General features: G+C 61.0%; 28 protein-coding genes. 26 read left to right on the top strand and 2 right to left on the bottom strand.

Features of this window, described 5'->3' with window-relative positions; genetic code table 11:
* The first annotated feature begins 15 nt into the window (after positions 1-15).
* From AC07V9_RS26790 to AC07V9_RS26760, 7 genes are all read left to right on the top strand, one after another.
* On the top strand, positions 16-690 hold the full coding sequence (locus AC07V9_RS26790) for a MotA/TolQ/ExbB proton channel family protein (RefSeq protein ID WP_108237149.1): 675 nt from the start codon (positions 16-18) through the stop codon (positions 688-690).
* Complete coding sequence (locus tag AC07V9_RS26785) at positions 687-1,118, top strand: ExbD/TolR family protein (protein WP_495018637.1); 432 nt, start codon at positions 687-689, stop codon at positions 1,116-1,118. Before AC07V9_RS26790 ends, AC07V9_RS26785 begins: the two co-directional genes overlap by 4 nt.
* Positions 1,118-2,113 (top strand): tetraacyldisaccharide 4'-kinase, encoded by a 996-nt coding sequence (gene lpxK / locus AC07V9_RS26780; protein WP_495018636.1) that lies wholly within the window; start codon positions 1,118-1,120, stop codon positions 2,111-2,113. The genes AC07V9_RS26785 and lpxK overlap by 1 nt, the downstream gene beginning before the upstream one ends.
* A 19-nt stretch (positions 2,114-2,132) precedes the next feature.
* On the top strand, positions 2,133-2,318 hold the full coding sequence (locus tag AC07V9_RS26775) for a Trm112 family protein (protein ID WP_003174668.1): 186 nt from the start codon (positions 2,133-2,135) through the stop codon (positions 2,316-2,318).
* On the top strand, positions 2,315-3,079 hold the full coding sequence (kdsB, locus tag AC07V9_RS26770; RefSeq protein ID WP_495018635.1) for a 3-deoxy-manno-octulosonate cytidylyltransferase: 765 nt from the start codon (positions 2,315-2,317) through the stop codon (positions 3,077-3,079). Before AC07V9_RS26775 ends, kdsB begins: the two co-directional genes overlap by 4 nt.
* Positions 3,080-3,125: 46 nt before the next feature.
* Entirely contained in the window at positions 3,126-4,145 is a 1,020-nt protein-coding gene (murB, locus tag AC07V9_RS26765; protein WP_495018634.1) for a UDP-N-acetylmuramate dehydrogenase, read from the top strand.
* An 83-nt stretch (positions 4,146-4,228) separates the two neighbouring features.
* Positions 4,229-4,819, top strand: coding sequence for a nucleotidyltransferase family protein (locus tag AC07V9_RS26760; protein WP_495018633.1), 591 nt, complete (start codon positions 4,229-4,231; stop codon positions 4,817-4,819).
* A 97-nt stretch (positions 4,820-4,916) separates the two neighbouring features.
* Here the strand turns inward: AC07V9_RS26760 and rne are convergent, their stop codons facing one another.
* Positions 4,917-8,102 (bottom strand): ribonuclease E, encoded by a 3,186-nt coding sequence (gene rne / locus AC07V9_RS26755; protein ID WP_495018632.1) that lies wholly within the window; start codon positions 8,100-8,102, stop codon positions 4,917-4,919.
* A 715-nt stretch (positions 8,103-8,817) separates the two neighbouring features.
* Here rne and rluC point away from each other — a divergent pair.
* From rluC to sppA, 3 genes are read left to right on the top strand one after another with little or no spacing between them, the layout of a single operon-like run.
* Positions 8,818-9,777 carry a 23S rRNA pseudouridine(955/2504/2580) synthase RluC gene (gene rluC, locus AC07V9_RS26750; RefSeq protein ID WP_495018631.1) on the top strand — a complete coding sequence of 320 codons (960 nt, stop codon included), beginning with the start codon at positions 8,818-8,820 and terminating at the stop codon, positions 9,775-9,777.
* Complete coding sequence (locus AC07V9_RS26745; protein ID WP_495018630.1) at positions 9,767-10,429, top strand: HAD-IA family hydrolase; 663 nt, start codon at positions 9,767-9,769, stop codon at positions 10,427-10,429. The genes rluC and AC07V9_RS26745 overlap by 11 nt, the downstream gene beginning before the upstream one ends.
* A gap of 31 nt (positions 10,430-10,460) precedes the next feature.
* Positions 10,461-11,453, top strand: a complete 993-nt coding sequence (gene sppA / locus AC07V9_RS26740; RefSeq protein ID WP_495018629.1) for a signal peptide peptidase SppA — start codon at positions 10,461-10,463, stop codon at positions 11,451-11,453.
* A 69-nt stretch (positions 11,454-11,522) separates the two neighbouring features.
* Here sppA and AC07V9_RS26735 read toward each other — a convergent pair whose 3' ends face one another.
* Complete coding sequence (locus AC07V9_RS26735) at positions 11,523-12,101, bottom strand: Maf family protein (RefSeq protein WP_495018628.1); 579 nt, start codon at positions 12,099-12,101, stop codon at positions 11,523-11,525.
* A gap of 107 nt (positions 12,102-12,208) precedes the next feature.
* On the opposite strand from AC07V9_RS26735, the gene AC07V9_RS26730 reads away from it, so the two are divergent.
* From AC07V9_RS26730 to AC07V9_RS26655, 16 genes are all read left to right on the top strand, one after another.
* Complete coding sequence (locus AC07V9_RS26730) at positions 12,209-12,736, top strand: YceD family protein (protein WP_495018627.1); 528 nt, start codon at positions 12,209-12,211, stop codon at positions 12,734-12,736.
* Between the two features lie 13 nt (positions 12,737-12,749).
* Entirely contained in the window at positions 12,750-12,932 is a 183-nt protein-coding gene (rpmF, locus tag AC07V9_RS26725; RefSeq protein ID WP_003179396.1) for a 50S ribosomal protein L32, read from the top strand.
* A 4-nt stretch (positions 12,933-12,936) separates the two neighbouring features.
* On the top strand, positions 12,937-13,944 hold the full coding sequence (gene plsX, locus AC07V9_RS26720) for a phosphate acyltransferase PlsX (RefSeq protein ID WP_495018626.1): 1,008 nt from the start codon (positions 12,937-12,939) through the stop codon (positions 13,942-13,944).
* A gap of 130 nt (positions 13,945-14,074) precedes the next feature.
* Complete coding sequence (fabD, locus tag AC07V9_RS26715) at positions 14,075-15,013, top strand: ACP S-malonyltransferase (protein ID WP_495018625.1); 939 nt, start codon at positions 14,075-14,077, stop codon at positions 15,011-15,013.
* 21 nt (positions 15,014-15,034) lie between these two features.
* The gene (fabG, locus tag AC07V9_RS26710; RefSeq protein ID WP_495018624.1) at positions 15,035-15,775 is read left to right on the top strand and encodes a 3-oxoacyl-ACP reductase FabG; all 741 of its coding nucleotides are present in this window, start codon (positions 15,035-15,037) and stop codon (positions 15,773-15,775) included.
* A 186-nt stretch (positions 15,776-15,961) separates the two neighbouring features.
* Entirely contained in the window at positions 15,962-16,198 is a 237-nt protein-coding gene (gene acpP, locus AC07V9_RS26705) for an acyl carrier protein (protein ID WP_002552692.1), read from the top strand.
* Between the two features lie 108 nt (positions 16,199-16,306).
* On the top strand, positions 16,307-17,551 hold the full coding sequence (gene fabF / locus AC07V9_RS26700; protein WP_495018623.1) for a beta-ketoacyl-ACP synthase II: 1,245 nt from the start codon (positions 16,307-16,309) through the stop codon (positions 17,549-17,551).
* Positions 17,548-18,366 (top strand): aminodeoxychorismate lyase, encoded by an 819-nt coding sequence (gene pabC / locus AC07V9_RS26695; RefSeq protein WP_495018622.1) that lies wholly within the window; start codon positions 17,548-17,550, stop codon positions 18,364-18,366. The genes fabF and pabC overlap by 4 nt, the downstream gene beginning before the upstream one ends.
* Positions 18,367-18,369: 3 nt before the next feature.
* Positions 18,370-19,638 carry an endolytic transglycosylase MltG gene (gene mltG, locus AC07V9_RS26690; RefSeq protein WP_495018621.1) on the top strand — a complete coding sequence of 423 codons (1,269 nt, stop codon included), beginning with the start codon at positions 18,370-18,372 and terminating at the stop codon, positions 19,636-19,638.
* 19 nt (positions 19,639-19,657) lie between these two features.
* Positions 19,658-20,302, top strand: a complete 645-nt coding sequence (tmk, locus tag AC07V9_RS26685; RefSeq protein WP_495018620.1) for a dTMP kinase — start codon at positions 19,658-19,660, stop codon at positions 20,300-20,302.
* The gene (locus AC07V9_RS26680) at positions 20,295-21,281 is read left to right on the top strand and encodes a DNA polymerase III subunit delta' (RefSeq protein ID WP_495018619.1); all 987 of its coding nucleotides are present in this window, start codon (positions 20,295-20,297) and stop codon (positions 21,279-21,281) included. The genes tmk and AC07V9_RS26680 overlap by 8 nt, the downstream gene beginning before the upstream one ends.
* Positions 21,282-21,321: 40 nt before the next feature.
* Positions 21,322-21,678 carry a PilZ domain-containing protein gene (locus AC07V9_RS26675; protein WP_037011754.1) on the top strand — a complete coding sequence of 119 codons (357 nt, stop codon included), beginning with the start codon at positions 21,322-21,324 and terminating at the stop codon, positions 21,676-21,678.
* Between the two features lie 15 nt (positions 21,679-21,693).
* Complete coding sequence (locus tag AC07V9_RS26670; protein WP_495018618.1) at positions 21,694-22,482, top strand: TatD family hydrolase; 789 nt, start codon at positions 21,694-21,696, stop codon at positions 22,480-22,482.
* Between the two features lie 646 nt (positions 22,483-23,128).
* Positions 23,129-23,791 carry a TetR/AcrR family transcriptional regulator gene (locus AC07V9_RS26665; RefSeq protein ID WP_495018617.1) on the top strand — a complete coding sequence of 221 codons (663 nt, stop codon included), beginning with the start codon at positions 23,129-23,131 and terminating at the stop codon, positions 23,789-23,791.
* Positions 23,792-23,926: 135 nt separating this feature from the next.
* A complete protein-coding gene (locus AC07V9_RS26660) occupies positions 23,927-24,895 on the top strand; it encodes a GTP 3',8-cyclase MoaA (protein ID WP_495018616.1) in 969 nt (322 codons plus the stop codon).
* Positions 24,896-25,111: 216 nt separating this feature from the next.
* Complete coding sequence (locus AC07V9_RS26655) at positions 25,112-25,717, top strand: DUF4823 domain-containing protein (RefSeq protein ID WP_495018615.1); 606 nt, start codon at positions 25,112-25,114, stop codon at positions 25,715-25,717.
* Positions 25,718-25,722 lie beyond the last annotated feature (5 nt).

The following is a 25,722-nucleotide window of genomic DNA, read 5'->3' as shown; positions in this document are numbered from 1 at the left end:
CAGGGGGTGGTTGCTGTGTGGGAGCTGGTCAAATCTGGTGGCTGGATGATGCTGCCGATCATTTTGAGTTCCATCGCCGCCGTCGGGATCATCATCGAGCGTCTGTGGACCTTGCGCGCCAGCCGCATTACACCACCGCATCTGCTCGGTCAGGTGTGGCGCTGGATTCAGGACAAACAGCTGAGCAGCGAGAAGCTCAAGGAACTGCGCGCCGATTCGCCGTTGGGTGAAATCCTCGCTGCGGGTCTGGCCAATTCCCGTCATGGTCGCGAGATCATGAAAGAGTGCATCGAAGAGGCCGCCGCCCGCGTCATTCATGACCTCGAACGTTATCTGGCAACCCTCGGCACCATCGCGGCCATGGCGCCGTTGCTGGGGCTGCTGGGCACCGTGCTGGGCATGATCGACATCTTCGGTTCGTTCACCGCCACCGGCATGACTGGCAACGCAGGCATGCTTGCTGGCGGTATCTCCAAGGCGCTGATCTGTACGGCCTCGGGCCTGACCGTGGCGATTCCGACCATCTTCTTCCATCGCTACCTGCAAAGCCGCGTCGATGAGCTGGTGGTCGGCATGGAGCAGGAAGCGATCAAGCTGGTCGAAGTGGTGCAGGGCGACCGTGATGTCGACCTGACCGACGCCAAGCCTGACCTCAAGGCCGCCGCCCGGGGCGAGGGTCGCAAGAAGTGAAATTCCGTCGTCGCAAACCCCGCGAGACCATCGACATCAATCTGGTGTCGCTGATCGACGTGGTGTTCATCCTGCTGCTGTTCTTCGTGGTCACCACCACCTTCACCCGCGAGACGCAGATGCGCGTGGACCTGCCGCAGTCAGTGACCGGCGCGTCGGCCGATGATGTCGACAAAAAGCACGTGGACATCACGATCAACGCCGATGGCGCCTATTCGGTGAACAACACCCTGCTGGGCGACAGCAAGCTGGAAACCCTGATCGATGCGCTGCAAAAGGAATCCGGTGGCGACACCAGCCTGCCGCTGTCCATCAGCGCCGACGGCAAGACCCCGCACCAGGCGGTCATCACCGCAATGGACGCCGCAGGCAAGCTGGGTTTCGCCCATTTGCGCATGACCACTGTCGAGGCCGCATCGGCTAACTGATGGCACTGACCGACCGTTTGCTTGACGCCTGGTACACCGGCCATCCGGCGCTGACCTTGCTGCGCCCGCTCGAAGCCCTTTATCGGCGGGTGGTCAACGCCAAGCGCGCGCGTTTCTTGGCCGGACAGGGCGAGATCTACAAAGCCCCGGTGCCAGTCATCGTGGTTGGCAACATCACCGTGGGTGGCACCGGCAAGACGCCGCTGATCCTGTGGATGATCGATTACTGCCGCAAGCGTGGCCTGCGGGTCGGTGTGGTCAGCCGTGGCTATGGCGCCAAACCGCCGAGCCTGCCATGGCGCGTGCTCGCCCAGCAGAGCGCCGATCAGGCAGGTGATGAACCCTTGCTGATCGTCAAGCGCACCGGCGTGCCGCTGATGATCGACCCCGATCGCTCCCAGGCCGTACGCGCCTTGCTTGCCGAGGCGTCGCTGGACGTGATTCTCTCCGACGACGGCCTGCAGCACTATCGTCTGGCCCGTGATCTGGAACTGGTATTGATCGACGCCGCACGCGGGCTGGGCAATCGTCGTTGCCTGCCTGCGGGGCCTTTGCGTGAGCCGGTCGAGCGCCTGCAAAGCGTCGATGCGCTGCTCTACAACGGCGCCCGCGAGGATCGCGACGATGGCTATGCCTTCACCTTGCAGCCCACTGCGCTGGTCAACCTGCTGACTGGCGAGCATCGCCCGGTCGATCATTTTCCTCCCGGTCAGGCCCTCCACGCCGTGGCCGGAATCGGTCATCCGCAACGTTTCTTCAACACCCTCGAAGGACTACACTGGCGGCCTGTTCCCCATGCATTCGCCGATCATGCCGAGTTCAGTGCGCAGGCGCTGGCCTTCACGCCCGCTCTGCCGTTGGTCATGACCGAGAAAGACGCCGTGAAGTGTGCGGCCTTCGCGGCGCCCGACTGGTGGTACCTGGCCGTGGAAGCCGTGCCTTCCCCGGCCTTCGTCAGTTGGTTCGATTCGCAGTTAACCCGGCTTTTGCCATGACTCGCTCAGGATTTCTCTAATGGACACCAAATTGCTCGACATCCTCGCTTGCCCGATCTGCAAAGGTCCACTCAAGCTCAGCGCCGACAAGACCGAGTTGATCAGCAAAGGCGCAGGTCTGGCCTACCCGATTCGTGACGGCATCCCGGTGATGCTCGAAAGCGAAGCCCGCACCCTGACCACTGACGAGCGTCTGGACAAATGACCGCAGCGTTCACCGTTGTTATTCCGGCGCGTTACGGCTCCAGCCGCTTTCCCGGCAAACCGCTGAAAACCATCGCGGGCAAGCCGATGATCCAGCACGTCTGGGAGCAGGCGCGCAAAAGCAGTGCCGAGCGCGTGGTCGTGGCCACTGACGATCAACGCATCGTCGAGGCCTGCCTGGACTTTGGCGCCGAAGTGCTGATGACCCGCGACGACCACAATTCCGGCACCGACCGCCTGGCTGAAGTGGCCTCGCTGCTGGGCCTGGCCAACGACGCCATCGTGGTCAACGTGCAGGGCGACGAGCCCATGATTCCGCCGACGGTGATCGATCAAGTCGCCGACAACCTCGCTTCGCACCCTGAAGCGCGTATGTCGACCCTGGCCGAGCCAATCGACGACGTGGCTGCCTTGTTCAACCCGAACGTGGTCAAGGTCAGTTCCGACCTCAACGGCCTGGCCCTGACGTTCAGCCGCGCGCCACTGCCCTGGGCTCGCGATGCGCTGGCCAAGAGCCGCGACGAGTTGCCCGAAGGTGTGCCGTATCGCCGTCATATCGGCATCTACGCCTATCGCGCCGGTTTCCTGCACGACTTCGTCAGCTGGGGCCCGTGCTGGCTGGAAAACACCGAGAACCTCGAACAGCTGCGTGCCCTGTGGCATGGCGTGCGGATTCACGTCGCCGACGCCCTGGAAGCGCCTCCCGCGGGCGTCGACACGGCCGAAGACCTGGAGCGCGTACGGCGCTTGCTGGAGGCTTGATGGTGACCGACCGCTGCGTTCAGGCGCTCGCTGCGCAGGTGTTTGCATGAGCCTGCAAATCCAGTCCGATGTGTCGCTCAAGCCGTTCAATACTTTTGGCGTCGACGTTCGCGCCCGCCTGTTCGCCGAGGCCCACAGCGACGCCGATGTGCGTGAGGCCCTGGCGTACGCGGCCGAACACAAGGTGCGGCTGCTGGTGATCGGCGGTGGCAGCAACCTGCTGCTGACCGGCGATATCGATGCGCTGGTGCTGCGCATGGCCAGTCGCGGCATTCGCTTGACCCACGAAGACTGCGGCGTAGCGATTGTCGAAGCCGAAGCGGGCGAGCCGTGGCACCCGTTTGTGCAGGAAATGCTGGCCCAAGGCCTGTCGGGGCTGGAAAACCTCAGCCTGATCCCCGGCACCGTGGGCGCTGCACCGATGCAGAACATCGGCGCCTATGGCGTCGAGATCAAGGACGTTTTCCACAGCCTGATCGCCCTGGATCGCCAGACCGGCGAGCTGCGTGAATTCTCGCTGGCCGATTGCGCCTTCGGTTATCGCGACAGCATCTTCAAGCACGAAACCGGCCGCTGGCTGATCTTGCGCGTGCGTTTTCGCCTGAGTTTTGCGGCAACACTGCATCTGGACTACGGCCCGGTGCGCCAGCGTCTGCAGGAGCAGGGCATCACCGAACCGACGCCGATGCATGTCAGCCGCGCGATCTGTGCGATCCGAAGCGAAAAACTGCCGAACCCCGCCGTGCTCGGCAACGCGGGCAGCTTCTTCAAGAACCCGCTGGTGTCTGCCGAACTGGCGGCACGCATCCGTGAGTCGCATCCGGGGCTGGTGGGTTATCCACAGGCCGACGGGCAGGTGAAACTCGCCGCCGGCTGGCTGATCGAGCAGGCGGGCTGGAAGGGCTTCCGTGACGGCGATGCTGGGGTTCATGCGCTGCAGTCGCTGGTGTTGGTCAACTACGGCGCGGCGACCGGGCAGGATCTGCTGAGCCTGGCGCAACGGATTCAGGCCGATATCCTCGAACGTTTTGGCGTCTCGCTGGAAATGGAGCCTAACCTGTACTGATCCGGCTTTGCCGAACGGTAGTGCGTTGTTCTGGCGCGGCCTTTGCATTTTGGTGTGAACACATCCTGGATCAGAGGCCAAACATGCCTGAAACCCTGTGCGCCATCGTCCTTGCTGCCGGGCAGGGAAGCCGCTACCGGCAGATCGCCGGCGCCCATCGCAACAAGCTGCTGGCGCAATGCACAGGGCGTGATGGCGTCGAGCGCGCCGTGCTTGAGCACGTTCTGGTCAACCTGAGCCGCGTGGTCGACAAGATCGTGCTGCTCACCCGTCCCAACTATTCCAGTGTCGCGGAACTTGCCTTGCGTCATCGCTGTGAGGTTGTCGTGCTCGATTCCCCGGGCATGGGCGACAGCATCGCCGCAGCCGTCTCGGCGCAACCTGATCATCGCGGCTGGTTGATTGCCCTGGGCGACATGCCTTTCATTCAGGTGGATACCCTCGAACATGTGACTCGGTCCCTGACAGCGGACGCTATCAGCGTGCCTGTCTTTGAGGGGCAGTATGGGCATCCAGTGGGATTTGGGCGGGCGTTTGGCCCGGCGTTGATGGGGCTGGAAGGGGAGAAGGGCGCCAAGCGCTTGTTCAAGGGGGCGAAGGTGAACGAGATTGTGGTCGACGATCCGGGCGTGCTCTGGGACGTCGATGTACCTTCGGCGTTGCTGTTCAAATAGGTTTCAGGCGCTGCCTACGACAAGCTGATAGCCAAACGGCAGACATAAAAAAGCCCTACCTGCATCACACAGGTGGGGCTTTTTCATTCACTGGGGATTACAAAGGCTTTGGCTCTTTGCTTTCTTCCAGCTCTTCACCGTTCTCGGTCACGACTTCCTTGACCTGGGCGGCAGCAGCTTCAGCTTCTTTCTGCAGACGCTCGGCTTCCAGACGACGGCGGCGAACTTCACGAGGATCGTTCGGCGCGCGACCGGTGCTGGCCATGGGCAGTGCTGGCTTTTCAGCCTCGACTGGCGCAGGGGCCGGTGCTGGAGCCGGTTCAGCGGCCACTGGAGCGGCGACGATTTCCGGTGCAGCGGTTTCAGCCGGAGCCTGGACCACTGGCTCAGCGGCTTTCGGCGTTTCGACTGGGGCTTGGACCACTGGCGCTGGCGCTGGAGCTTCAACCAAAGGGGCCGGAGCTTCAAAGACCGGTGCTGGCGCTGGAGCCTGCTCAACCACGGCGGGTGCCTGTTCAACGACCGGAGCAGGTTGCTCGGCTTCGGCAGCGGCTTTCACCTGACGCTCGAACGGGCTCAGCGAGGCGTCGAACGTCGCGACTTCAACTTCCGGCATGACCGAACGTTTGGTCGGGGCAGCGGGTTGCTCCACAGCCGGTGCTTCGACAACCGCAGTTTCGACGACAGGGGCGTGTGCCACTGGCGCTTCGGCTTGCTCGACCGGAGCAGCCTCAACGGCAGGCGCTTCGACCACCGCAGTGGCGCGCTCGGCTTGACGATGAGCTTCGGCCTCGGCTGGCGCGCTGATCACGGTTTCGGCAACGGCAGCCGTTACAGCCAGACCCGCAGCGATTTCTTCGCTGTTGCCTTCGCTGCGCACTTCAACGCCGGACTCGGCACCTTCAGCGCCTTCCGAACCTTCGATCACGTTGCCATCGGCATCACGCTGACGCTCGCGACGGTTGCTGCGACGACGCTGGCCACGGGAACGACGACGAGGGCGATCGCCTTCAGCGTGCTCCTGGTTGTCATCCTGCTGTTCTTCGTTGTTCAGCAAGGTTTCGTCTTCAGCAACGGCGGTCTGCTCTTCACGCGGCTTGCGCTCTTCGCGCGGCGGACGTGGCTGACGCTCTTCACGCGGTGCGCGTTCAGGACGCTCTTCGCGAGGGACATTGACGGCCGGGGCGGCATCCAGTGGCTCGCGCAGTTCACGCACGCGCTCTTCGCGAGGCTTGCGGTCTTCACGCGGGGCACGTGGCTGACGCTCTTCACGCGGCGCGCGAGGTGCGCGTTCTTCACGTGGGGCGCTGTCTTCACGGGCTTCACGTGGCTCGCGCGGTGCACGCTCTTCACGAGGAGCACGCTCTTCGCGCGGTGCGCGTTCTTCGCGAGGGGCACGTTCTTCACGCTCGGCACGTGGAGCACGTTCTTCGCGCGGCTTGCGCTCTTCATCGCGACGCCCGTTACGGCTGCGGCTCTGCTGACGACCGTTGCGACGCTCTTCGTTGCGGGCAGGGCGCTCGGCAGCCGGCTTTTCAACGGCAGCGACGGGCGCAACAGGCTCTTCCTTGGTCGCAAACAGGCTGACCAGGGATTTCACCAGGCCTTTGAACAGGCTTGGTTCATGGGCCACTGGCGCTGGCGCGACCGGTGCAGCGGCTTCGGTCGGAACCGGAGCGTTGGCACGAGCCGGGGCGGTCTTGACTGCGGCTTCCTGGCGAACCAGGGTGCGGGTGGCAGCGGCTGGCTGGACTTCTTCCACTTCAGCGGCGGCGGCAGCGATTTCATAGCTGGACTGCAGGCTGTGGGCTTCCGGGCTGTCGTCGCGCAGACGCTGGACTTCGAAGTGCGGCGTTTCCAGATGGTCGTTCGGCAGAATGACGATGCGGGCGCGAGTGCGCAGTTCGATCTTGGTGATCGAGTTGCGTTTTTCGTTGAGCAGGAACGCGGCGACCGGGATTGGCACCTGAGCGCGCACTTCGGCCGTGCGATCCTTCAGCGCTTCTTCTTCGATCAGGCGCAGGATAGCCAGCGACAGCGATTCGACGTCACGGATGATGCCGGTGCCGTTGCAGCGTGGGCAGACGATGCCGCTGCTTTCGCCCAGGGATGGACGCAGGCGCTGACGGGACATTTCCAGCAGGCCGAAGCGCGAGATGCGGCCGATCTGCACGCGGGCGCGGTCGGCTTCCAGGCATTCGCGGACTTTTTCTTCCACGGCGCGCTGGTTCTTGGCCGGAGTCATGTCGATGAAGTCGATGACGATCAGGCCGCCGATGTCACGCAGACGCAGTTGACGGGCGATTTCCTCAGCCGCTTCAAGGTTGGTCTGCAGGGCGGTTTCTTCGATGTCACTGCCTTTGGTGGCGCGTGCCGAGTTGATGTCGATGGACACCAGGGCTTCGGTCGGATCGATGACGATGGAGCCGCCGGAAGGCAGTTCGACAACGCGCTGGAAGGCGGTTTCGATCTGGCTTTCGATCTGGAAGCGGTTGAACAGCGGAACGCTGTCTTCGTACAGCTTGATCTTGCTGGCGTACTGCGGCATCACCTGACGGATGAAGGTCAGGGCTTCTTCCTGGGCTTCGACGCTGTCGATCAGGACTTCACCGATGTCCTGGCGCAGGTAGTCGCGGATGGCGCGGATGATGACGTTGCTTTCCTGGTAGATCAGGAACGGCGCGGCGCGATCCAGGGACGCTTCCTTGATGGCGGTCCACAGTTGCAGCAGGTAGTCGAGGTCCCACTGCATTTCTTCGCTGCTGCGGCCGAGGCCTGCAGTGCGCACGATCAGGCCCATGTCGGCCGGGGCGATCAGGCCGTTCAGCGCTTCACGCAGTTCGTTGCGCTCTTCGCCTTCGATGCGGCGCGAGATGCCACCGGCGCGCGGGTTGTTCGGCATCAGCACCAGGTAACGACCGGCCAGGCTGATGAAGGTGGTCAGGGCGGCGCCCTTGTTGCCACGCTCTTCTTTTTCCACCTGAACGATGACTTCCTGGCCTTCGCTCAGGACTTCCTTGATGTTGACGCGACCTTCCGGGGACTTCTTGAAGTATTCGCGGGAGATTTCTTTCAGCGGCAGAAAGCCGTGACGCTCGGAGCCAAAGTCGACGAAAGCCGCTTCAAGGCTGGGCTCGATACGCGTGATCCGGCCTTTGTAGATGTTGGCCTTCTTCTGTTCGCGGGCCCCGGACTCGATGTCCAGGTCGTATAGGCGCTGGCCGTCTACCAGCGCAACACGCAACTCTTCGGGTTGAGTTGCGTTAATCAGCATTCTTTTCATGTAGTACCGTCGGTTTCCGGGCTGCCGGAAACGGCGTTCGGCACACACGACTTCTCACGGTCGGTGTCAGGGCACGTCAGGAGTGCTTGGACACTCCAGTGTCTAACGATGTTCGGCCAGCGGGGCCGGAGTCGCGACGACGTTTCCTGCTTGCTGTGGTGACAAATGACACCCTGTCAGCAAAAGCTTTGTCAGGAGGAGGAATCAACCATCGGTAGCGGACGATATGAAGCGTCTTGATTAAAGCCTTTTGCTACACAGTCCGACGGTTGTGCGTCTCCACCCCACACGTATCCCTGATAATTCGGGTGCTGCCGCGCGCTGAATCCGCAGCGGGTTTGCATTTACGCGACCTTCGATGGGAAGTTCGCGCCTCATGGCTCAAATTAAGGCGTGGTTTCCGAAGCATTCGCTCGATGCGACCGTCAGCGACTGCACTTTGTGAACTGGCCTTGAACGTGGGCCTCGATGGCGAGTGTTTCACTCTGCGATCGGGCTTGTTTCAGGCCTCATGTCACCTGCGCTCGTTACACTGGCTGGCCTTTCGTTGTCACCGAAAGCCCCGTAGGACGGCCTCGCGCCCTCGTGAATTGCGTTGGTCAGGGCCGGCAGTCTGCCGTTTGTCCGCTGTCCAGGCCGCTTTTGGCGGCGTTCGCGACTATAGCAGCAATCATTAAGTGCTTCAAATCCATAAAAAATTGTTATGATTTGCGCCATGACGAATATCACCCCCCCAACCTCCGGCGTTCAGCTGGTAGAGGTTGCGCCGGAATACGCCGGTCAACGCATCGATAATTTTCTGATCACGTACCTCAAGGGCGTTCCCAAGACCTTGATTTACCGCATATTGCGCAAAGGCGAAGTGCGAGTGAACAAGGGGCGGATCAAGCCCGAGTACAAGCTTCAGGCAGGCGACATCGTGCGCGTTCCACCCGTTCGGGTGCCTGAACGCGACGAGCCCGTGCCGGTTGCGCAAGGTCTGTTGCAGCGCCTGGAAGAGGCCATTGTCTATGAAGACAAGGGGCTGATTGTGCTCAACAAGCCCGCTGGCATCGCGGTCCACGGCGGAAGTGGCCTGAGCTTCGGGGTCATCGAAGCCTTTCGTCAGTTGCGTCCCGATGCCAAGGAGCTGGAGCTGGTCCATCGCCTGGACCGCGACACCTCGGGGCTTTTGATGATCGCGAAAAAACGCAGCATGCTGCGCCATCTGCACGAGCAGTTGCGCGGTGATGGCGTCGACAAGCGCTACATGGCGCTGGTGCGTGGCAACTGGCCAACCTCGCAAAAGCAGGTCCGTGCGCCGCTGCTCAAGAGCAATCTGCGCTCCGGCGAGCGCATGGTCGAGGTCAACGAAGAAGGCAAGGAGGCGCTGACCCTGTTCAAGGTGCTACGTCGTTTCGGCGACTTCGCGACCATGATCGAGGCGCGGCCGATCACCGGTCGGACCCACCAGATTCGCGTGCACACCCTGCACGCCGGTCACAGCATTGCTGGCGACAGCAAATACGGCGATGAAGATTTCACCCGCGAGATCCGCGATCTGGGCGGCAAGCGTCTGTTCCTTCATGCTTACGCCCTCGTCGTGCCGCTGCCCGATGGCGGCAAGCTTGAATTGCAGGCGCCTGTCGACGAGATGTGGGCCAAGACCGTGGAGCGACTGTTGAGTGCGCCGTGATTACGAACTGCTGATTTTCGACTGGGACGGCACGCTGTCCGACTCCATTGGTCGTATCGTCGATGCCATGCGTCAGGCCGCAGGTCTTGCCGGTCGTCCGGTGCGGGATGATCTGGCGATCAAGGGCATCATCGGCCTGGGCTTGCCGGAGGCAATTCGCACGTTGTACCCGGATATTACTGCCAACGACCTGATCGACTTCCGTCAGCACTACGCCGATAGCTACATGGCGATGGATGTCGAGCCCTCAAAGCTGTTCGACGGCGTGCATCAATCCCTGGAGGCCTTTCGCGCCGAGGGCTACCGCCTGGCGGTGGCTACCGGCAAGGCTCGCCGTGGTCTGGATCGCGTGCTCAAGGCCCATGGCTGGCTCGATTACTTCGATGCCACCCGCGCCGCTGACGAAACCGCCAGCAAGCCCGATCCACTGATGCTCAACGAGATACTGCAGCATTGTGGCGTCAGTCCCGAGAAGGCGTTGATGGTCGGGGATGCGTCCTTCGATCTGTTAATGGCGCGCAACGCCGGCATGGATTCTGTTGCAGTGGGTTACGGCGCGCAGGCGATGGAATCGCTGCTGCAATACGAGCCGCGTCTGGCGATCAAGCATTTTTCCGAATTGCGCACCTGGCTGGGTGTGCGGACTGCCTAATCTTCATCTTAGTTGTCGGGGTAACTGATCTATGTCGGACGAATGGAAATCGCCGTCTTCGCAAGAGCGAGACGACTCAGGCGATGCAAAAAGCTGGAAGTTGCTGGAGAAAACGTTGCTGGCCAACGTGCAGGAGCACCGCCGGACCCGGCGCTGGGGCATCTTCTTCAAATCCCTGACGTTCATTTACCTGTTCGGCGCGCTCGCGTTGTTTTCGCCGCTGATGGATTTCGGCAAGGGTGCATCACGAAAGGCCAGCCACACCGCGCTGATCGAAGTCAAAGGCATGATTGCCGACAACGAGCCTGCCAGCGCTGACAATATCGTCGGCAGCCTGCGCGCCGCCTTCGAGGATGAAAAGACCAAGGGCGTGATTCTACGCATCAACAGCCCGGGCGGCAGCCCAGTGCAGTCGGGTTACATTTACGATGAAATTCGCCGTCTGCGCGCGAAAAAGCCAAACATCAAGGTCTACGCAGTCATCAGCGATCTGGGTGCGTCGGGAGCCTATTACATCGCCAGCGCGGCCGACGAGATCTACGCCGACAAGGCGAGCCTGGTGGGTTCCATCGGGGTGACGGCAGCCAGTTTCGGCTTCGTTGGCACCATGGAAAAGCTGGGTGTCGACCGTCGCGTCTACACCTCGGGTGAACACAAGGCCTTCCTCGACCCGTTCCAGCCGCCGAAAGCTGAAGAAACGGCGTTCTGGCAGAGCGTTCTGGACACCACTCACAAGCAGTTCATCGCCAGCGTGAAAGCGGGGCGGGGCGATCGCTTGAAGGACAAGGATCACCCGGAGTTGTTCTCGGGCCTGGTCTGGACCGGTGAACAGGCGGTAGGGCTTGGGCTTGTGGATGGTCTGGGCAGCGCCAGCTCGGTGGCGCGCGATGTGATCGGCGAGAAGGACATGGTCGATTACACCGTGCAGGAGTCGCCTTTCGACCGCTTCTCCAAGAAGCTGGGTGCAAGCGTCGCCGAGCAGATCGCGATGTGGGCAGGTTTCAATGGGCCTTCGCTACGCTGATCCTGTTTCGCAGCCTGTCTTGCACGCTTGTTGTGGAAGGAAAAGCCCGGCCGCTGGTCGGGTTTTCGTTCAGGGGACCTGAACGCCCTCGTTGGACAACATGTCCACCAGCCTTATTAAAGGAAGGCCGATCAGGCTGGTGGCGTCCGGGCCCTCGGTGCTGCGAAACAGGCTGACGCCCAGCCCTTCCGCCTTGAAGCTGCCTGCGCAGTCGTAGGGCTGCTCGGCGTGCAGGTAGCGGCTGATTTGTTCTGGAGAAAGATCGCGCATGTGCACGGTGAACGGCACGCAATCGACCTGGCATTCGCGGGTCTGGCTGTTGTAGAGCGCAAGACCGGTCAGGAAACTTACGCGCTTGCCGCTGCTGGCGCTCAGCTGTTCCAGGGCGCGCTCAAAGGTGTGTGGCTTGCCGAGGATCTGATCGCCCAGCACAGCGACCTGGTCGGAACCGATGATCAGGTGGTTTGGAAATTGCGCCGCCAGGGCCATGGCTTTTTCCTTGGCCAGGCGTTGCACGAGTGCCTTGGCTGGCTCCTCGGGGAGGCGGCTTTCGTCGATGTCCGGCGACGCGCAGACGAACGGCAGGCGCAGGCGATCGAGCAATTCCCGGCGATAAGGTGAGCTGGAGGCAAGGAGCAGAGGCAGCATGGGGTTCTCCGGAACATGAAAGTCGAGTGTAATCAGCGGCTCAGGTTGCGAACAGCCCCTGAATTTCCTTTGACAGTTACCGGGGTCGTCCCTAGAATGCTGCGCCTATGTTGAATGACCCGATTCCACCTCACGTTGACCCGCGCAAATTAGCTGACCGTGCCACTACTCTTCAGGGAGAGTTGCTGCTGGCTGATTTGGAGAGACTCTGCGACCCGCTTGCTGACAATCTCGGTACAGTGCAGGCGAAATTCGTTTTTGAAAAAGACGAGCGACGCGCCGTGGTTATCCACAGCGAAATCGACGTTGAAGTCAAAATGGTTTGCCAGCGTTGTCTTGAGCTGGTCACCCTGCCGATTCACAGCGAATGCAGTTATGCCGTGGTGAAGGAGGGTGCAAATACCCAGTCGTTGCCGAAAGGCTATGACGTGCTGGAACTCGGCGAAGATCCATTGGATCTGAAGGCCTTGGTCGAGGAGGAGCTATTGCTCGCCTTGCCTATCGTGCCTCTTCATGATCCGAAAGAATGCCAGCAGCCGGCGGGCGCCGATGAGCCCGAGCCGAGCGTGGACGAGGTAACGCGGTCCAACCCGTTCAGTGTATTGGCGCAGTTAAAGCGTGACCCAAACGTTTAGGAGTTAATCAATTATGGCTGTTCAGCAGAACAAAAAATCCCGCTCTGCCCGTGACATGCGCCGTTCCCACGACGCTCTCGAGGCTAGCACCCTGTCTGTAGAAAAAACCACCGGTGAAGTTCACCTGCGTCACCACGTATCGCCAGAAGGCGTATACCGTGGCCGTAAAGTGATCGACAAGGGCGCTGACGAGTAATTTCTTGTCCGCTCCGGTCATCGCGATCGACGCAATGGGCGGGGACTTCGGTCCCCGCAGCATTGTTCAGGCCAGCATTGCCTGCCTGCTCGCTACGCCCTCGCTCCACCTGACCCTCGTTGGTCACGCCCCCCTCCTTGAAGAACTCATCGCACGCCACGCTGGTGTCGATCGCTCGCGCCTGCTCGTCGTACACGCCAGTGAGGTCATCACCATGGATGATCGGCCGTCCTTGGCGCTGCGTGGCAAGCCGGACTCGTCGATGCGCGTGGCATTGCGTCTGTTGGCCGAAGGCGCTGTTCAGGCGGTGGTGAGTGCGGGGAATACCGGCGCGTTGATGGCGTTGTCGAGGTTCGTGCTCAAGACCCTGCCGGGCATCGATCGTCCGGCGATGGTTGCCGCGATTCCAACTCAGCAGGGCTATTGTCAGTTGCTGGACCTGGGGGCCAATGTCGATTGCAGCGCGGAAAGCCTCTACCAGTTCGCTGTCATGGGCTCGGTGGCAGCCCAGGCGCTGGGCGTGGCGCGACCCAGGGTCGCGTTGCTCAACGTCGGCACCGAAGACATCAAGGGCAATCAGCAGGTCAAGCTGGCTGCCAGCCTGTTGCAGGCAGCGCCAGGGCTGAATTATGTCGGCTTCGTCGAAGGTGACGGATTGTATAGGGGTGAGGCAGATGTGGTGGTCTGCGACGGCTTTGTCGGCAACATCCTGCTCAAGTCCAGCGAAGGGCTGGCGACCATGATCAGTGAGCGAATCGAGACATTGTTCCGCCAGAATGCGCTTTCCAGGGCAGTGGGTGCGCTGGCGATGCCTCTGCTCAAACGACTCAAGGCGGATCTGGCTCCAGCGCGACACAATGGCGCCAGCTTTCTCGGGTTGCAGGGCATTGTGGTGAAAAGCCATGGCTCGGCCGGTGTGCAAGGCTTTCAGAGCGCGATTCAGCGTGCGCTGATCGAGATTCAGGAGAACCTGCCGGAGCGCCTGCATGGGCGGCTGGAAGAGTTGCTGTAACGCGTCTTGCGCTAGAATGTGACCGCTGTGACCGCTCAGTCATCCAACTGAGCTGATGCAACACTTTGAATTACCTCGCGTTCGGCATGGCCGGACGTTCATTTCGACGACAATAATCAGGGGCTTGTTAATGTCTGCTTCCGTCGCATTCGTCTTTCCGGGCCAGGGCTCGCAGTCCCTCGGCATGCTCGCCGAGCTGGGCGCGCAGTACCCGCTGGTCCTGGACACGTTCAAAGAAGCCTCCGACGCTTTGGGCTATGACCTGTGGGCTCTGATCCAGCAGGGCCCGGAAGAAAACCTCAACCAGACCGACAAAACCCAGCCGGCCATCCTGACCGCCTCGATCGCTCTGTGGCGTCTGTGGCTGGCCGAAGGTGGCGTGCGTCCGGCATTCGTTGCCGGTCACAGCCTGGGTGAATACAGCGCGCTGGTTGCCGCTGGCAGCCTGTCGCTGGGTGAGGCTGTCAAGCTGGTCGAGCGTCGTGGTCAGTTGATGCAGGAAGCCGTGCCTGCGGGGCAGGGCGGCATGGCAGCCATTCTCGGTCTGGAAGACGCTGACGTCATCGCAGCCTGCGCCGAAGCGGCTCAGGGCGATGTGGTCAGCGCCGTGAATTTCAACTCGCCTGGCCAGGTGGTCATCGCCGGTGCCAAGGCGGCGGTCGAACGCGCCATCGAAGTGTGCAAGGCCAAGGGCGCCAAGCGTGCGCTGCCCCTGCCGGTCAGCGTGCCGTCGCACTGCGAACTGATGCGCCCGGCTGCCGAGCGCTTCGCCCAATCCATCGCCGCCATCGACTGGCAGGCGCCGCAGATCCCTCTGGTGCAGAACGTCAGCGCCAGCGTGGTTTCGGATCTGGACACCCTGAAAACCGACTTGCTGCAACAGTTGTACAAGCCGGTTCGCTGGGTCGAGTCAATTCAGGCGCTGGCCGCCAATGGCGCGCTGCAGCTGGTCGAATGCGGTCCAGGCAAGGTTCTGGCCGGTCTGAACAAGCGTTGCGCCGACGGCGTGAACACTTACAACCTCAACACCCCGGATGCCTTCGCTGCCGCTCGCGCAGCGCTGGTCTGATCCCGATTAGGAGACGCTTGCATGAGTCTGCAAGGTAAAGTTGCACTGGTCACCGGCGCGAGCCGTGGCATTGGCCGGGCAATCGCCCTGGAATTGGGTCGTAACGGCGCAACCGTCGTGGGTACCGCCACCTCTGAAGCCGGTGCCGAGAAAATCACCGCCTGCTTCAAGGAAAACGGTGTCGAAGGCTTCGGTCTGGCCCTGGATGTCGGCAACGACGAGTCGGTCAGCGCCGTTCTGGCACAGATTACCGAGCGCGTTGGCGCGCCGTTGATCCTGGTCAACAACGCCGGCATCACCCGTGACAACCTGATGATGCGCATGAAGGATGACGAGTGGCATGACGTCATCAACACCAACCTGACCAGTCTGTATCGTCTGACCAAGGGTGTTCTGCGCGGTATGACCAAAGCCCGGTGGGGCCGCATCATCAGCATCGGTTCGGTAGTGGGTGCCATGGGCAACGCCGGTCAAGTAAACTATGCCGCCGCTAAAGCGGGTCTGGAAGGCTTCAGCCGCGCATTGGCGCGTGAAGTCGGTTCGCGTGCCGTGACCGTCAACTCGGTCACGCCGGGCTTTATCGATACCGATATGACGCGCGAGCTGCCAGAGGCACAACGTGATTCCCTGACGGCCCAGGTTCCACTGGGTCGACTGGGGCAGGCCGAAGAGATCGCGCATGTGGTCGCTTTTCTTGCCTCGGAAGGTGCAGGTTACGTGACCGGGGCTACAATCCCCGTGAACGGCGGCATGTACATGTGACTTCCCGTATCGAAAAAATGTCATACGGGCTGTCTAAAATCCGTTATAAAGCTGAAATCTATTGATGGGTTGCGGGGCGATGGGCGTAGCGGGAATTGCGTTTAGCTTGAAATACGCAAAACCTCTTCTATACACTTACCCATCGGCCAGCTGCCCGAATTTGTCCACTAGGAGTTAAAACACGGTATGAGCACCATCGAAGAGCGCGTCAAGAAAATCGTTGCCGAGCAACTTGGCGTCAAATCTGAAGAAGTCGTAAACACTGCTTCTTTCGTTGAAGACCTGGGTGCCGACTCCCTTGACACCGTTGAGCTGGTGATGGCTCTGGAAGAGGAATTCGAGACCGAAATCCCTGACGAAGAAGCCGAGAAGATCACCACTGTTCAAGCTGCTATCGATTACGTCACCAGCCACCAGGCTTAAGACTTTGTAATCGTAGTTTGCTGTCCTGGAGAAACCGCACTGCCTCAGGCGTGCGGTTTTTTCTTTAAACAGGGCCAGCGTTTCGTCAATAGATTAAAGGAGAGTCCTGTGTCGCGTAGACGCGTCGTGGTCACCGGTATGGGTATGCTGACGCCACTGGGTAACGATGTGCCCAGCACCTGGCAAGGCATTCTGGCTGGCCGGAGTGGCATTGGCCCCATCGAACACACGGACCTTTCGGCCTACACGACCCGTTTCGGCGGCTCGGTCAAAGGCTTCAACGTCGAAGAATATCTGTCGCCCAAAGAGGCGCGCCGTCTCGACCTGTTCATTCAGTACGGCCTGGCTGCCAGCTTTCAAGCTGTGCGCAACGCCGGGATCGAAATCACCGACGCCAATCGCGAGCGCGTGGGTGTGGCGATGGGCTCCGGTATCGGCGGCCTGACCAACATCGAAAACACCAGTCGCCTGCTGCATGAGCAGGGGCCTGGCAAGATCTCCCCGTTCTTCGTGCCGGGTTCGATCATCAACATGATTTCCGGTTTCCTGTCGATCCATCTGGGCGCACAGGGACCGAACTACGCCATCGCCACGGCGTGTACCACCAGTACGCACTGCATTGGCATGGCAGCGCGCAACATCGCCTACGACGAAGCCGACGTGATGATCGCCGGTGGCGCTGAAATGGCGGCCTGCGGTCTGGGCATGGGTGGCTTTGGTGCCTCCCGCGCATTGTCGACCCGCAATGATGAACCGACCCGGGCGAGCCGTCCGTGGGACAAGGGCCGTGATGGCTTCGTGCTGTCGAACGGTGCCGGCGCGCTGGTGCTTGAAGAGCTCGAGCACGCCAAGGCCCGCGGCGCGACTATCTATGCCGAGCTGATCGGCTTCGGCATGAGCGGCGATGCGTTCCACATGACCTCGCCGCCCGACGATGGCGCAGGTGCGGCCCGTTGCATCACCAACGCCTTGCGTGACGCGAAAATCGCTCCGGATCAGGTGCAGTACATCAATGCTCACGGGACTTCGACTCCGGCAGGCGATCTGGCCGAAGTGAACGCCATCAAGTCGGTGTTCGGCGATCACGCCTACAAGTTGGCGGTCAGTTCGACCAAGTCCATGACCGGCCACTTGCTGGGTGCTGCAGGCGCCATCGAGGCGATCTTCAGTGTGCTGGCGATCAACGGCCAGATCGCCCCGCCGACCATCAACCTCGATGAGCCGAGCGAGGGCTGCGATCTGGACTTTGTGCCTCATGAGGCGCGCAGCATGCCGATCGATGTCGTGGTCTCCAACTCCTTTGGTTTTGGCGGCACCAACGGCTCTCTGGTGTTCCGCCGGTTCGCCGAATGACCTTGTGCTGGATCGACGGCGCGCCCGACAACTCCCTGTCCGTGAAGGATCGGGGGTTGGCCTACGGGGATGGTTTCTTCGAGACCATCCTGGTCAAGGCGGGGCAGCCGTTGCTGTTCGAGCGTCACATGCAGCGCCTGGCGCTGGCGGGCAAGCGTCTGGCGTTTGCGCTCGATCTGCCCTTGATTGAGTCCGAATGTCGGGCGTTTGCCACGCAGCTGGGCCTCGGGGTGATGAAACTGATCATCACCCGTGGCGACGGCCTGCGGGGCTACGCACCTACCGCAGGTGCTCCGGCGCGGCGCATTCTGCAGGCCAGCCCGTTGCCCGCTTATCCACAGGCGAATGCCGAGCGGGGTGTGCGTCTGTTTCCTTGCCGCACGCGGCTCGCCGAGCAGCCACTGCTCGCAGGGCTCAAGCACCTCAATCGTCTGGAGCAGGTCATCGCCCGTAACGAGTGGAGCGACAGCGACCATGCTGAAGGTTTGATGCGTGACACATCTGGACGCATTGTCGAGGCGGTCTACAGCAACCTGTTTCTGGTCAAGGGCGGTGTGTTATTGACGCCTGACCTGACCCGTTGTGGTGTGGCTGGCGTGATGCGTGCCGAGCTGCTCGCGCAGGCCGAGCAGGCTAATCTGGCGGTGCGGGCGCTGGACCTGCAAATGTCCGATCTGCACAAGGCCGACGAAGTGTTTGTCTGTAACAGCGTGTACGGCATCTGGCCGGTTCGTGGCTTCGAACAACTGAACTGGCCCGTTGGCCCGGTCACCCGTAAACTGCAACACCTCGTTCGCGGGCTTCTGGATATCTGATTCGTGATCCGAAAATTATTCGTCTTGCTGGAAACAGGTGTGGTTCTGGCGGGGCTGTTGCTGGGTCTGGCCTTCTGGCAGCAGAACAATGCGCTGCAACAACCGCTGAACCTCACTCAAGAACAATTGCTCGATGTGCCGTCTGGCGCATCGCCTACCGGCGTTCTCAATCGTCTGCAAGCCGATGGCGTCATCAAGGACGCGTTCTGGTTGCGCCTCTATTGGCGTTTCAACCTCGCAGGCCAATCGCTGCACAGCGGTGAATACCGCATGACCCCGGGGATGGACGCCAAGTCCTTGCTCGCCCTGTGGCAGAAAGGCGAGGTCGTGCAATACAGCCTGACCCTGGTCGAAGGCTGGAATTTCCGCCAGGTGCGCGCCGCGCTGGCCAGGCAGGCCAAGCTCGAACAGACCCTGACCTCTCTCAGCGACAGCGAACTGATGGTCAAAATCGGGCATCCCAACGTCTTTCCTGAGGGGCGTTTTTTCCCCGACACCTATCGCTATGTGCGCGGCATGACTGACGTCGAGCTGCTCAAACAGGCCTACAATCGCCTCGATGAAGTGCTGCAGGATGAGTGGGAGAAGCGCGCCGCCGATGTACCCTATGTCGACCCTTATCAAGCGCTGATCATGGCTTCGCTGGTCGAGAAAGAAACCGGCGTCCCCCAAGAGCGTGGGCAGATTGCCGGCGTTTTCGTGCGACGCCTGCAGCAGGGCATGTTGCTGCAGACCGATCCTACGGTCATCTACGGTTTGGGTGAGCGTTACAACGGCAAGATCACACGTGCGTTTCTGAAAGAGGCTACGCCGTACAACACCTACGTGATTTCCGGTCTGCCGCCCACGCCCATTTCGATGGTCGGACGTGAGGCAATTCATGCTGCGATGAATCCGGTGCCTGGCAACAGCCTGTACTTCGTGGCGCGGGGTGATGGCAGTCACGTGTTCTCGGCGGATCTGGACGCGCACAACGCGGCGGTCAAGGAGTTTCAGCTCAAGCGCCGGGCTGATTACCGTTCAAGCCCTGCGCCTGTCTCGAACCCGGCACCGAGTGGCGAGCCTGCACCGAGCGCTGAAAAGCCGCCGGTTGAGTTGACGCCAGTAACGCCGCCGCAAGTACCGCAGCCTGAACCAAAACCGGCCGAGCCAACGCTCGCCGAGCCAAAAGAATCTGCAAAACCGGGCGCGGAACCGCCGGCCCCTGAGCCATCTGCTCCGTCGACCGAGGCCAGCGGCAAGGCCGGAAAAAGCGAGTCGAGCCCGCAATGAATCTGATGAAGGACTGCCTGTGACTGGTTTGTTTATTACCCTGGAAGGTCCCGAAGGCGCGGGCAAGAGCACCAACCGCGAATACCTGGCCGAGCGCCTGCGCAGCCACGGTATCGACGTGGTGTTGACCCGTGAACCAGGCGGTACACCTCTGGCCGAACGCATTCGCGAACTGCTGCTCGCGCCCAGCGATGAACAAATGGACGCCGATACCGAGCTGCTGTTGGTGTTCGCCGCTCGCGCTCAGCATCTGGCCGGTGTGATTCGCCCGGCGTTGGCCCGTGGCGCCGTGGTGCTTTGCGACAGGTTCACCGACGCAACTTACGCCTATCAGGGCGGCGGCCGCGGCTTGTCTGTCGAGCGTATCGCCGCGCTGGAAGATTTCGTGCAGGGTGCTTTGCGCCCGGATCTGACGCTGGTGTTCGACCTGCCGGTCGAGATTGGTCTGGCGCGGGCGAGCGCTCGTGGTCGGCTCGATCGCTTCGAGCAGGAAGGCCGTGCCTTCTTTGAAGCGGTGCGCAGCACTTACCTGAATCGCGCTGCCGCTGCGCCCGAGCGTTACCGCCTGGTCGAAGCCGCGCTACCGCTGGATCAGGTGCAGACGTCCCTCGACACCTTGCTGCCCGAGCTGCTGAAACTGCTGGCGGATCGTAAGCATGGCTGAGGCCTATCCCTGGCAGCAGAGCCTCTGGCAGCAACTGGCCGGTCGTCAGCAGCACGCCCATGCCTATCTGCTGCACGGGCCTGCCGGAATCGGCAAGCGTGCACTGGCCGAACGGTTGATGCACCTGCTGCTCTGTCAGCGTCCCGAGGGGCTTGAGGCCTGTGGTCAGTGCAAGTCCTGTTCGCTGCTCGCTGCGGGCAGCCACCCTGATAACTACGTGCTGGAGCCTGAAGAAGCAGACAAGGCGATCAAGGTCGATCAGGTGCGTGATCTGGTCAGCTTCGTGGTGCAGACCGCGCAGATGGGCGGGCGCAAGGTGGTGCTGATCGAGCCGGTCGAGTCGATGAATATCAACGCCGCCAACGCTCTGCTCAAAAGCCTTGAAGAGCCTTCCGGCGACACCGTTTTGCTGCTGGTCAGCCATCAGCCGAGCCGTTTGCTGCCGACCATCAAGAGCCGTTGCGTTCAACAGGCCTGCCCGCTGCCGAGCGCGGCCATGAGCGTGGCCTGGCTGGCCGATGCGTTGCCTGACTGTACTGAAGAAGAACGTGTCGAGCTGCTGACCCTGGCTGCAGGCTCGCCACTGGCAGCGGTCACCCTTCAGGCTCAAGGTGTTCGTGAACAGCGCGCGCTGGTGGTCGATGGTGTGAAAAAGCTGCTCAAGGGCCAGCAATCGCCGACTCAGCTGGCCGAGGGCTGGAAGGATGTGCCGCTGTTGCTGTTGTTCGACTGGTTCTGCGACTGGTCGAACCTGATCCTGCGTTATCAGCTCACTGATGACGAAAACGGCCTTGGATTGGCCGACATGCGCAAGGTGGTGCAGTATCTGGCGCAGAAGTCGCCCCAGGGTAAAGTCCTGGCCATGCAGGACTGGATTCTGCTGCAACGTCAGAAAGTGCTGTCCAAAGCGAACCTGAATCGTGTTTTGTTGCTCGAAGCGTTATTGGTGCAGTGGGCATCTCTGACCGGACAGGGGTAGACTGGCCGCATGACATCAGCATTCTACAGAGGAAGTTGAGATGAGCGTCCCCCTGAGCCCGGGTCCACGTAACGGCATCCTGTCTCTGACGATCAAGGACAAGTCGGTCCTGTATGCCGCCTATATGCCCTTTATCAAGAATGGCGGCCTGTTCATTCCTACCAGCAAAAGCTACAAGCTGGGAGATGAAGTGTTCATGTTGCTCAACTTGATGGACGAGCCGGAAAAGATCCCGGTCGCTGGCAAAGTCACCTGGATCACCCCCAAAGGTGCCCAAGGCAACCGCGCGGCGGGCGTCGGCGTGCAGTTCAACGACGGTGACAACACCGCGCGGAACATGATCGAAAATTACCTGGCCGGTGCCCTCAAATCCGACCGTCCCACTCATACGATGTAAATTGCTGCGGTTCCCATGCTTGTAGATTCCCATTGTCACCTGGATCGTCTCGATCTCACTCAGCACGCAGGCTCCCTCGATAACGCGCTGGAAGCGGCGCGTGGCCGGGGCGTCGGGCATTTTCTCTGCATCGGCGTCAGTGCCGATAACGCCGCCGAGGTCAAATCTTTGGCCGACCGTTACGACGACGTGGATTGCTCGGTGGGCATTCATCCACTTGACTTGAAGCCTGGCGAGGCGCCCGCGCTGGAATGGCTGTTGGGCGAGCTGAATCACCCGCGCGTGGTCGCCATCGGCGAAACCGGCCTTGATTATCACTACGAACCTGAAGCGGCCGAGTTGCAGCAGGCATCGTTTCGTCTGCACTTGCAGGCCGCCAATGCGACGGGCAAACCGGTGATCGTGCACACCCGTGGCGCTCGCGCCGATACCCTCGAACTGCTGCGCGAAGCCGCGTTGCCCCAGGCAGGCGTGCTGCATTGCTTCACCGAGGACTGGGACATGGCCAAGGCTGCGCTGGACCTGGGGTTCTACATTTCCCTGTCGGGCATCGTGACCTTCCGCAACGCCGACGCCCTGCGTGACGTGGCGAGCAAAGTGCCTGCCGATCGTCTGCTGGTCGAGACCGATTCCCCTTACCTGGCGCCGATCCCGTATCGCGGCAAGCCGAACCTGCCGCAATACGTGCGCGAGGTGGCGGAGTTCCTGGCGATGTTACGGGGCGAGAGCTTCGAGCGGTTCTCGCAGCAGACCACCGAGAACTTCAGACGCCTGTTCCCGCTTGCCCGGGTCAAGGCTGCCTGAGGTCGTCGAATCGCAGGCAAAAAAAACCCGGGTTCTGGGGGGTGAATCCGGGTTAAGACCATTAGGAGTAAAACAAAGACACGCTATCCATTGGTGCCTTTACCGATGCCAGCACTTGGGGGAGATGCCGCATCAGCGAATGTAAGTATTGGTCATATTCCACGGGCGTCCAGCGCTCTGCTGTACGTTTTTTAAACAGTTTTGGAATACCCAGTCTGCTGCTGATACCTCAAAGCTTGGGGCGCTGTACTGGAATTCTCGCAGTTAGCGATCACCAGGGCGCCGCAGTTTCAGTCGACGCCAAAAGCGACAGAAGATAGGGCTTAACAGGTTTTTTTTGACCAGCGAGCTACCATCGGTCGACGTAACGTTCAGCCATTCCCCATTCGTTCACGAAGGTATTGCCCGACTCTCACTCAGTCAAAATAGTCCCGCGGGCCCAGCAAAACGTTCTCTTTTGGCTAAATTTTGCACTGGGTGGGTCGCGCGTGTCTGGCCACGGTTTGACCGCTTCAAGCTGAGATAACGCGAATAATGCGCTTGCGAAAACGCTTCTTGAAACGTGGACATGGTCGGATGATCCGTGCAATTTCCCGCAAGTTAGGCATAATGTGCGGCTTCGATTTTGACTCCACAGCCTCTTCCTATGCAGAAAGAACCTCGTAAGGTCCGTGAGTTTCGGCGCCGTGAGCAAGAAATTCTCGATACCGCGTTAAAGCTGTTTCTCGAACAGGGTGAAGACAGTGTCACCGTCGAGATGATTGCTGATGCCGTGGGTATTGGCAAAGGCACCATCTACAAGCACTTCAAGTCGAAGGCGGAGATCTACCTGCGCCTGATGCTCGACTACGAGCGCGATTTGAACGAGCTGCTGCACTCTGCCGACGTCGACAAGGACAAGGAGGCACTGTCCCGTGCCTACTTCGAATTCCGCATGCGTGACCCGCAGCGCTATCGCCTGTTCGACCGGCTGGAAGAGAAGGTGGTCAAAGGCAATCAAGTGCCTGAGATGGTGGAGCAACTGCACAAGATCCGCGCCTCGAACTTCGAACACCTGACCCTGCTGATCAAGGGCCGCATCACCGAAGGCAAGCTCGAAGACGTGCCGCCGTACTTCCATTACTGCGCGGCCTGGGCGCTGGTGCACGGCGCGGTGGCGCTGTACCACTCGCCGTTCTGGAGCAACGTGCTCGAAGATCAGGAAGGTTTTTTCCAGTTCCTGATGGACATCGGCGTGCGCATGGGCAACAAGCGCAAGCGCGATCCGGAAACCGGTCACGACCTCAAGCCGGAAATCTCCGGTAGCTGATCGGCTCACCGAGCACCCTGGCAGGCACCGTCCGGTGTCTGCCATCCGCAGTCACATCTTTGCCCGGAATGACCCTTGCCAAAAGTTGATTTTTGAGTCAGCTTTTGCGCGCTGCATTTCTTCCCGGAGCTCTCCATGATCGTTGATCGCCAAGGCCGACGTTTCCGCAATCTGCGGATCAGTCTGACGTCTGCGTGCAATTACGCCTGTACCTACTGCGTGCCCGATGGCAAGCGGCTGGTGGCTGCGCAGAACGAGCTGTCGGCTGATGCCATGGCGCGGGGCGTTGAATACCTGATCGAAGCGGCGGGCATCGAGCGGCTGCGTATCACGGGAGGCGAGCCGCTGGTGAGTCCGCGCCTTGAGCATTTCATGGGGCAGGTCGGGCGGATGGGCCTGGCCGATATCAGCCTGACCACCAATGGCCAGCTGCTGGCGCGCAAACTGCCGATCCTGCTCAAGGCGGGGATCAGTCGGATCAATGTGTCGCTGGACACCCTTGACCCTTCGGCCTTTCGCGCCATTGCCCGGGGAGGCGACCTGGCGACCGTGCTTGATGGCATGGAGCAGGCGAGGGCGGCGGGCATCCGCATCAAGGTCAACATGGTGCCGTTGCGTGGCAGTAATCTGGATCAGGTCATGCCGCTGCTCGATTATTGTCTGGCCCGTGATTACGAGCTGCGGTTCATCGAGCTGATGCGCATGGGGCATCTGGCGGGGGATCACAACGGTTTCCTGCAGCAATTCGTCAGCCTCGATCAGTTGCTGGCGTTGATCGGCGAGCGTTACGAATACCAGCAGGCTGATGCGCCGGTGGACGCCACGGCAGTGCGCTATCGCATTCCCGGCAAAGGTCATTTCGGCGTGATTGCCAACGAAAGTGTGCCGTTCTGCCGGACGTGCTCGCGCTTGCGTCTGTCTTCTACAGGCTGGCTGCATGGGTGTTTGTCGTCGAGCAATCGCCATTATGTCGGGGACCTGCTCGACAAGCCCCGGCATCAGGCCTTGCCTGCTTTGCAGCGTCTGCTGATCAAGGCGCTGGATGACAAACAGGCGGTGGCGTTTTCCGGCGGCGCGACGGTGATGAAAATCATCGGGGGCTGAGCGCGATGTTGGCGACGTGGCACGTTCCCCCCTGTGGGAGCGAATTCATTCGCGAGGCGGTGGGTCGGGCGTTATATGTGTGTCGGATGTACCTGCCTCTCGCGAATGAATTCGCTCCCACAGATGAAAGTCCCCGCTGATTTCCGCTGAGCTGGCGCAAAAGCTGCATTACCCGGCCATTCGCCGGTTTTCCGTCGCCGGACTTTGGAGGAAGTAATGCGTAGTCTGGTTTTACTGCTGACGTTGCTAATGCTCAGTGGCTGCATGCACGTCAGCGATCTGGCACAGGGCGCCCATGATGAGCTCAGTGATGCGGGCCTGCTGGATCACAGCTCGACGCGCCGGATCAACAATTTCCGCCTGCAGCCGGACTCCTTCATCTATATCGCCCAAGGCGCGTTCGCCCCGCCGGGCAGTGCCAATCCGCGGCCTAACGTGGTGGCTGAAGAAGCCTTCAACGGCTTCGTCGAGTACTTCCCGATGGTTCGTCGTGCTCGCGCGCCGGAAGGTCTGGACGAGGCGATGAACGAAGCTCGTGCCGCGGGCGCGCATTACCTGCTGTACACCCGCTTTGCCAGGGCAGACGATCGCATCGGCAACTTCGATGAGTGGTCGGACCAGGAAGCTGTCGACCGTCTGGGCATCGACAGCGGCGTGATCCAGCTGATGCTGATCGAAACCAGCACCCGCTACCTCATCGATTCGGCGCGGATTCACAGCCGTGGTGGCCTGCTGACTTTGTACGACACCAAGCCAGAGGATTTGCTAGGTCCGCCCATGGAGGATTACGCTCGCAGTCTGTTGGGCGTCCAAGCCCGCTGAGGAGC

It is taken from the genome of Pseudomonas sp. GW821-FHT02A11, assembly GCF_059421985.1.
The sequence above is the reverse complement of the archived record's forward strand: the minus strand, read 5'-3'. Positions and strand labels throughout refer to the sequence as shown.

What these genes read in the sequence shown, in the direction of transcription:
- lpxK (WP_495018636.1), top strand. Translation starts at nt 1,118, where the DNA reads ATGGCACTGACCGACCGTTTGCTTGACGCCTGGTACACCGGCCATCCG.
- AC07V9_RS26775 (WP_003174668.1), top strand. Translation starts at nt 2,133, where the DNA reads ATGGACACCAAATTGCTCGACATCCTCGCTTGCCCGATCTGCAAAGGT.
- kdsB (WP_495018635.1), top strand. Translation starts at nt 2,315, where the DNA reads ATGACCGCAGCGTTCACCGTTGTTATTCCGGCGCGTTACGGCTCCAGC.
- murB (WP_495018634.1), top strand. Translation starts at nt 3,126, where the DNA reads ATGAGCCTGCAAATCCAGTCCGATGTGTCGCTCAAGCCGTTCAATACT.
- AC07V9_RS26760 (WP_495018633.1), top strand. Translation starts at nt 4,229, where the DNA reads ATGCCTGAAACCCTGTGCGCCATCGTCCTTGCTGCCGGGCAGGGAAGC.
- rne (WP_495018632.1), bottom strand. Translation starts at nt 8,102, where the DNA reads ATGAAAAGAATGCTGATTAACGCAACTCAACCCGAAGAGTTGCGTGTT.
- rluC (WP_495018631.1), top strand. Translation starts at nt 8,818, where the DNA reads ATGACGAATATCACCCCCCCAACCTCCGGCGTTCAGCTGGTAGAGGTT.
- sppA (WP_495018629.1), top strand. Translation starts at nt 10,461, where the DNA reads ATGTCGGACGAATGGAAATCGCCGTCTTCGCAAGAGCGAGACGACTCA.
- AC07V9_RS26735 (WP_495018628.1), bottom strand. Translation starts at nt 12,101, where the DNA reads ATGCTGCCTCTGCTCCTTGCCTCCAGCTCACCTTATCGCCGGGAATTG.
- AC07V9_RS26730 (WP_495018627.1), top strand. Translation starts at nt 12,209, where the DNA reads ATGTTGAATGACCCGATTCCACCTCACGTTGACCCGCGCAAATTAGCT.
- rpmF (WP_003179396.1), top strand. Translation starts at nt 12,750, where the DNA reads ATGGCTGTTCAGCAGAACAAAAAATCCCGCTCTGCCCGTGACATGCGC.
- fabD (WP_495018625.1), top strand. Translation starts at nt 14,075, where the DNA reads ATGTCTGCTTCCGTCGCATTCGTCTTTCCGGGCCAGGGCTCGCAGTCC.
- fabG (WP_495018624.1), top strand. Translation starts at nt 15,035, where the DNA reads ATGAGTCTGCAAGGTAAAGTTGCACTGGTCACCGGCGCGAGCCGTGGC.
- acpP (WP_002552692.1), top strand. Translation starts at nt 15,962, where the DNA reads ATGAGCACCATCGAAGAGCGCGTCAAGAAAATCGTTGCCGAGCAACTT.
- pabC (WP_495018622.1), top strand. Translation starts at nt 17,548, where the DNA reads ATGACCTTGTGCTGGATCGACGGCGCGCCCGACAACTCCCTGTCCGTG.
- AC07V9_RS26680 (WP_495018619.1), top strand. Translation starts at nt 20,295, where the DNA reads ATGGCTGAGGCCTATCCCTGGCAGCAGAGCCTCTGGCAGCAACTGGCC.
- AC07V9_RS26675 (WP_037011754.1), top strand. Translation starts at nt 21,322, where the DNA reads ATGAGCGTCCCCCTGAGCCCGGGTCCACGTAACGGCATCCTGTCTCTG.
- AC07V9_RS26670 (WP_495018618.1), top strand. Translation starts at nt 21,694, where the DNA reads ATGCTTGTAGATTCCCATTGTCACCTGGATCGTCTCGATCTCACTCAG.
- AC07V9_RS26665 (WP_495018617.1), top strand. Translation starts at nt 23,129, where the DNA reads ATGCAGAAAGAACCTCGTAAGGTCCGTGAGTTTCGGCGCCGTGAGCAA.
- AC07V9_RS26660 (WP_495018616.1), top strand. Translation starts at nt 23,927, where the DNA reads ATGATCGTTGATCGCCAAGGCCGACGTTTCCGCAATCTGCGGATCAGT.
- AC07V9_RS26655 (WP_495018615.1), top strand. Translation starts at nt 25,112, where the DNA reads ATGCGTAGTCTGGTTTTACTGCTGACGTTGCTAATGCTCAGTGGCTGC.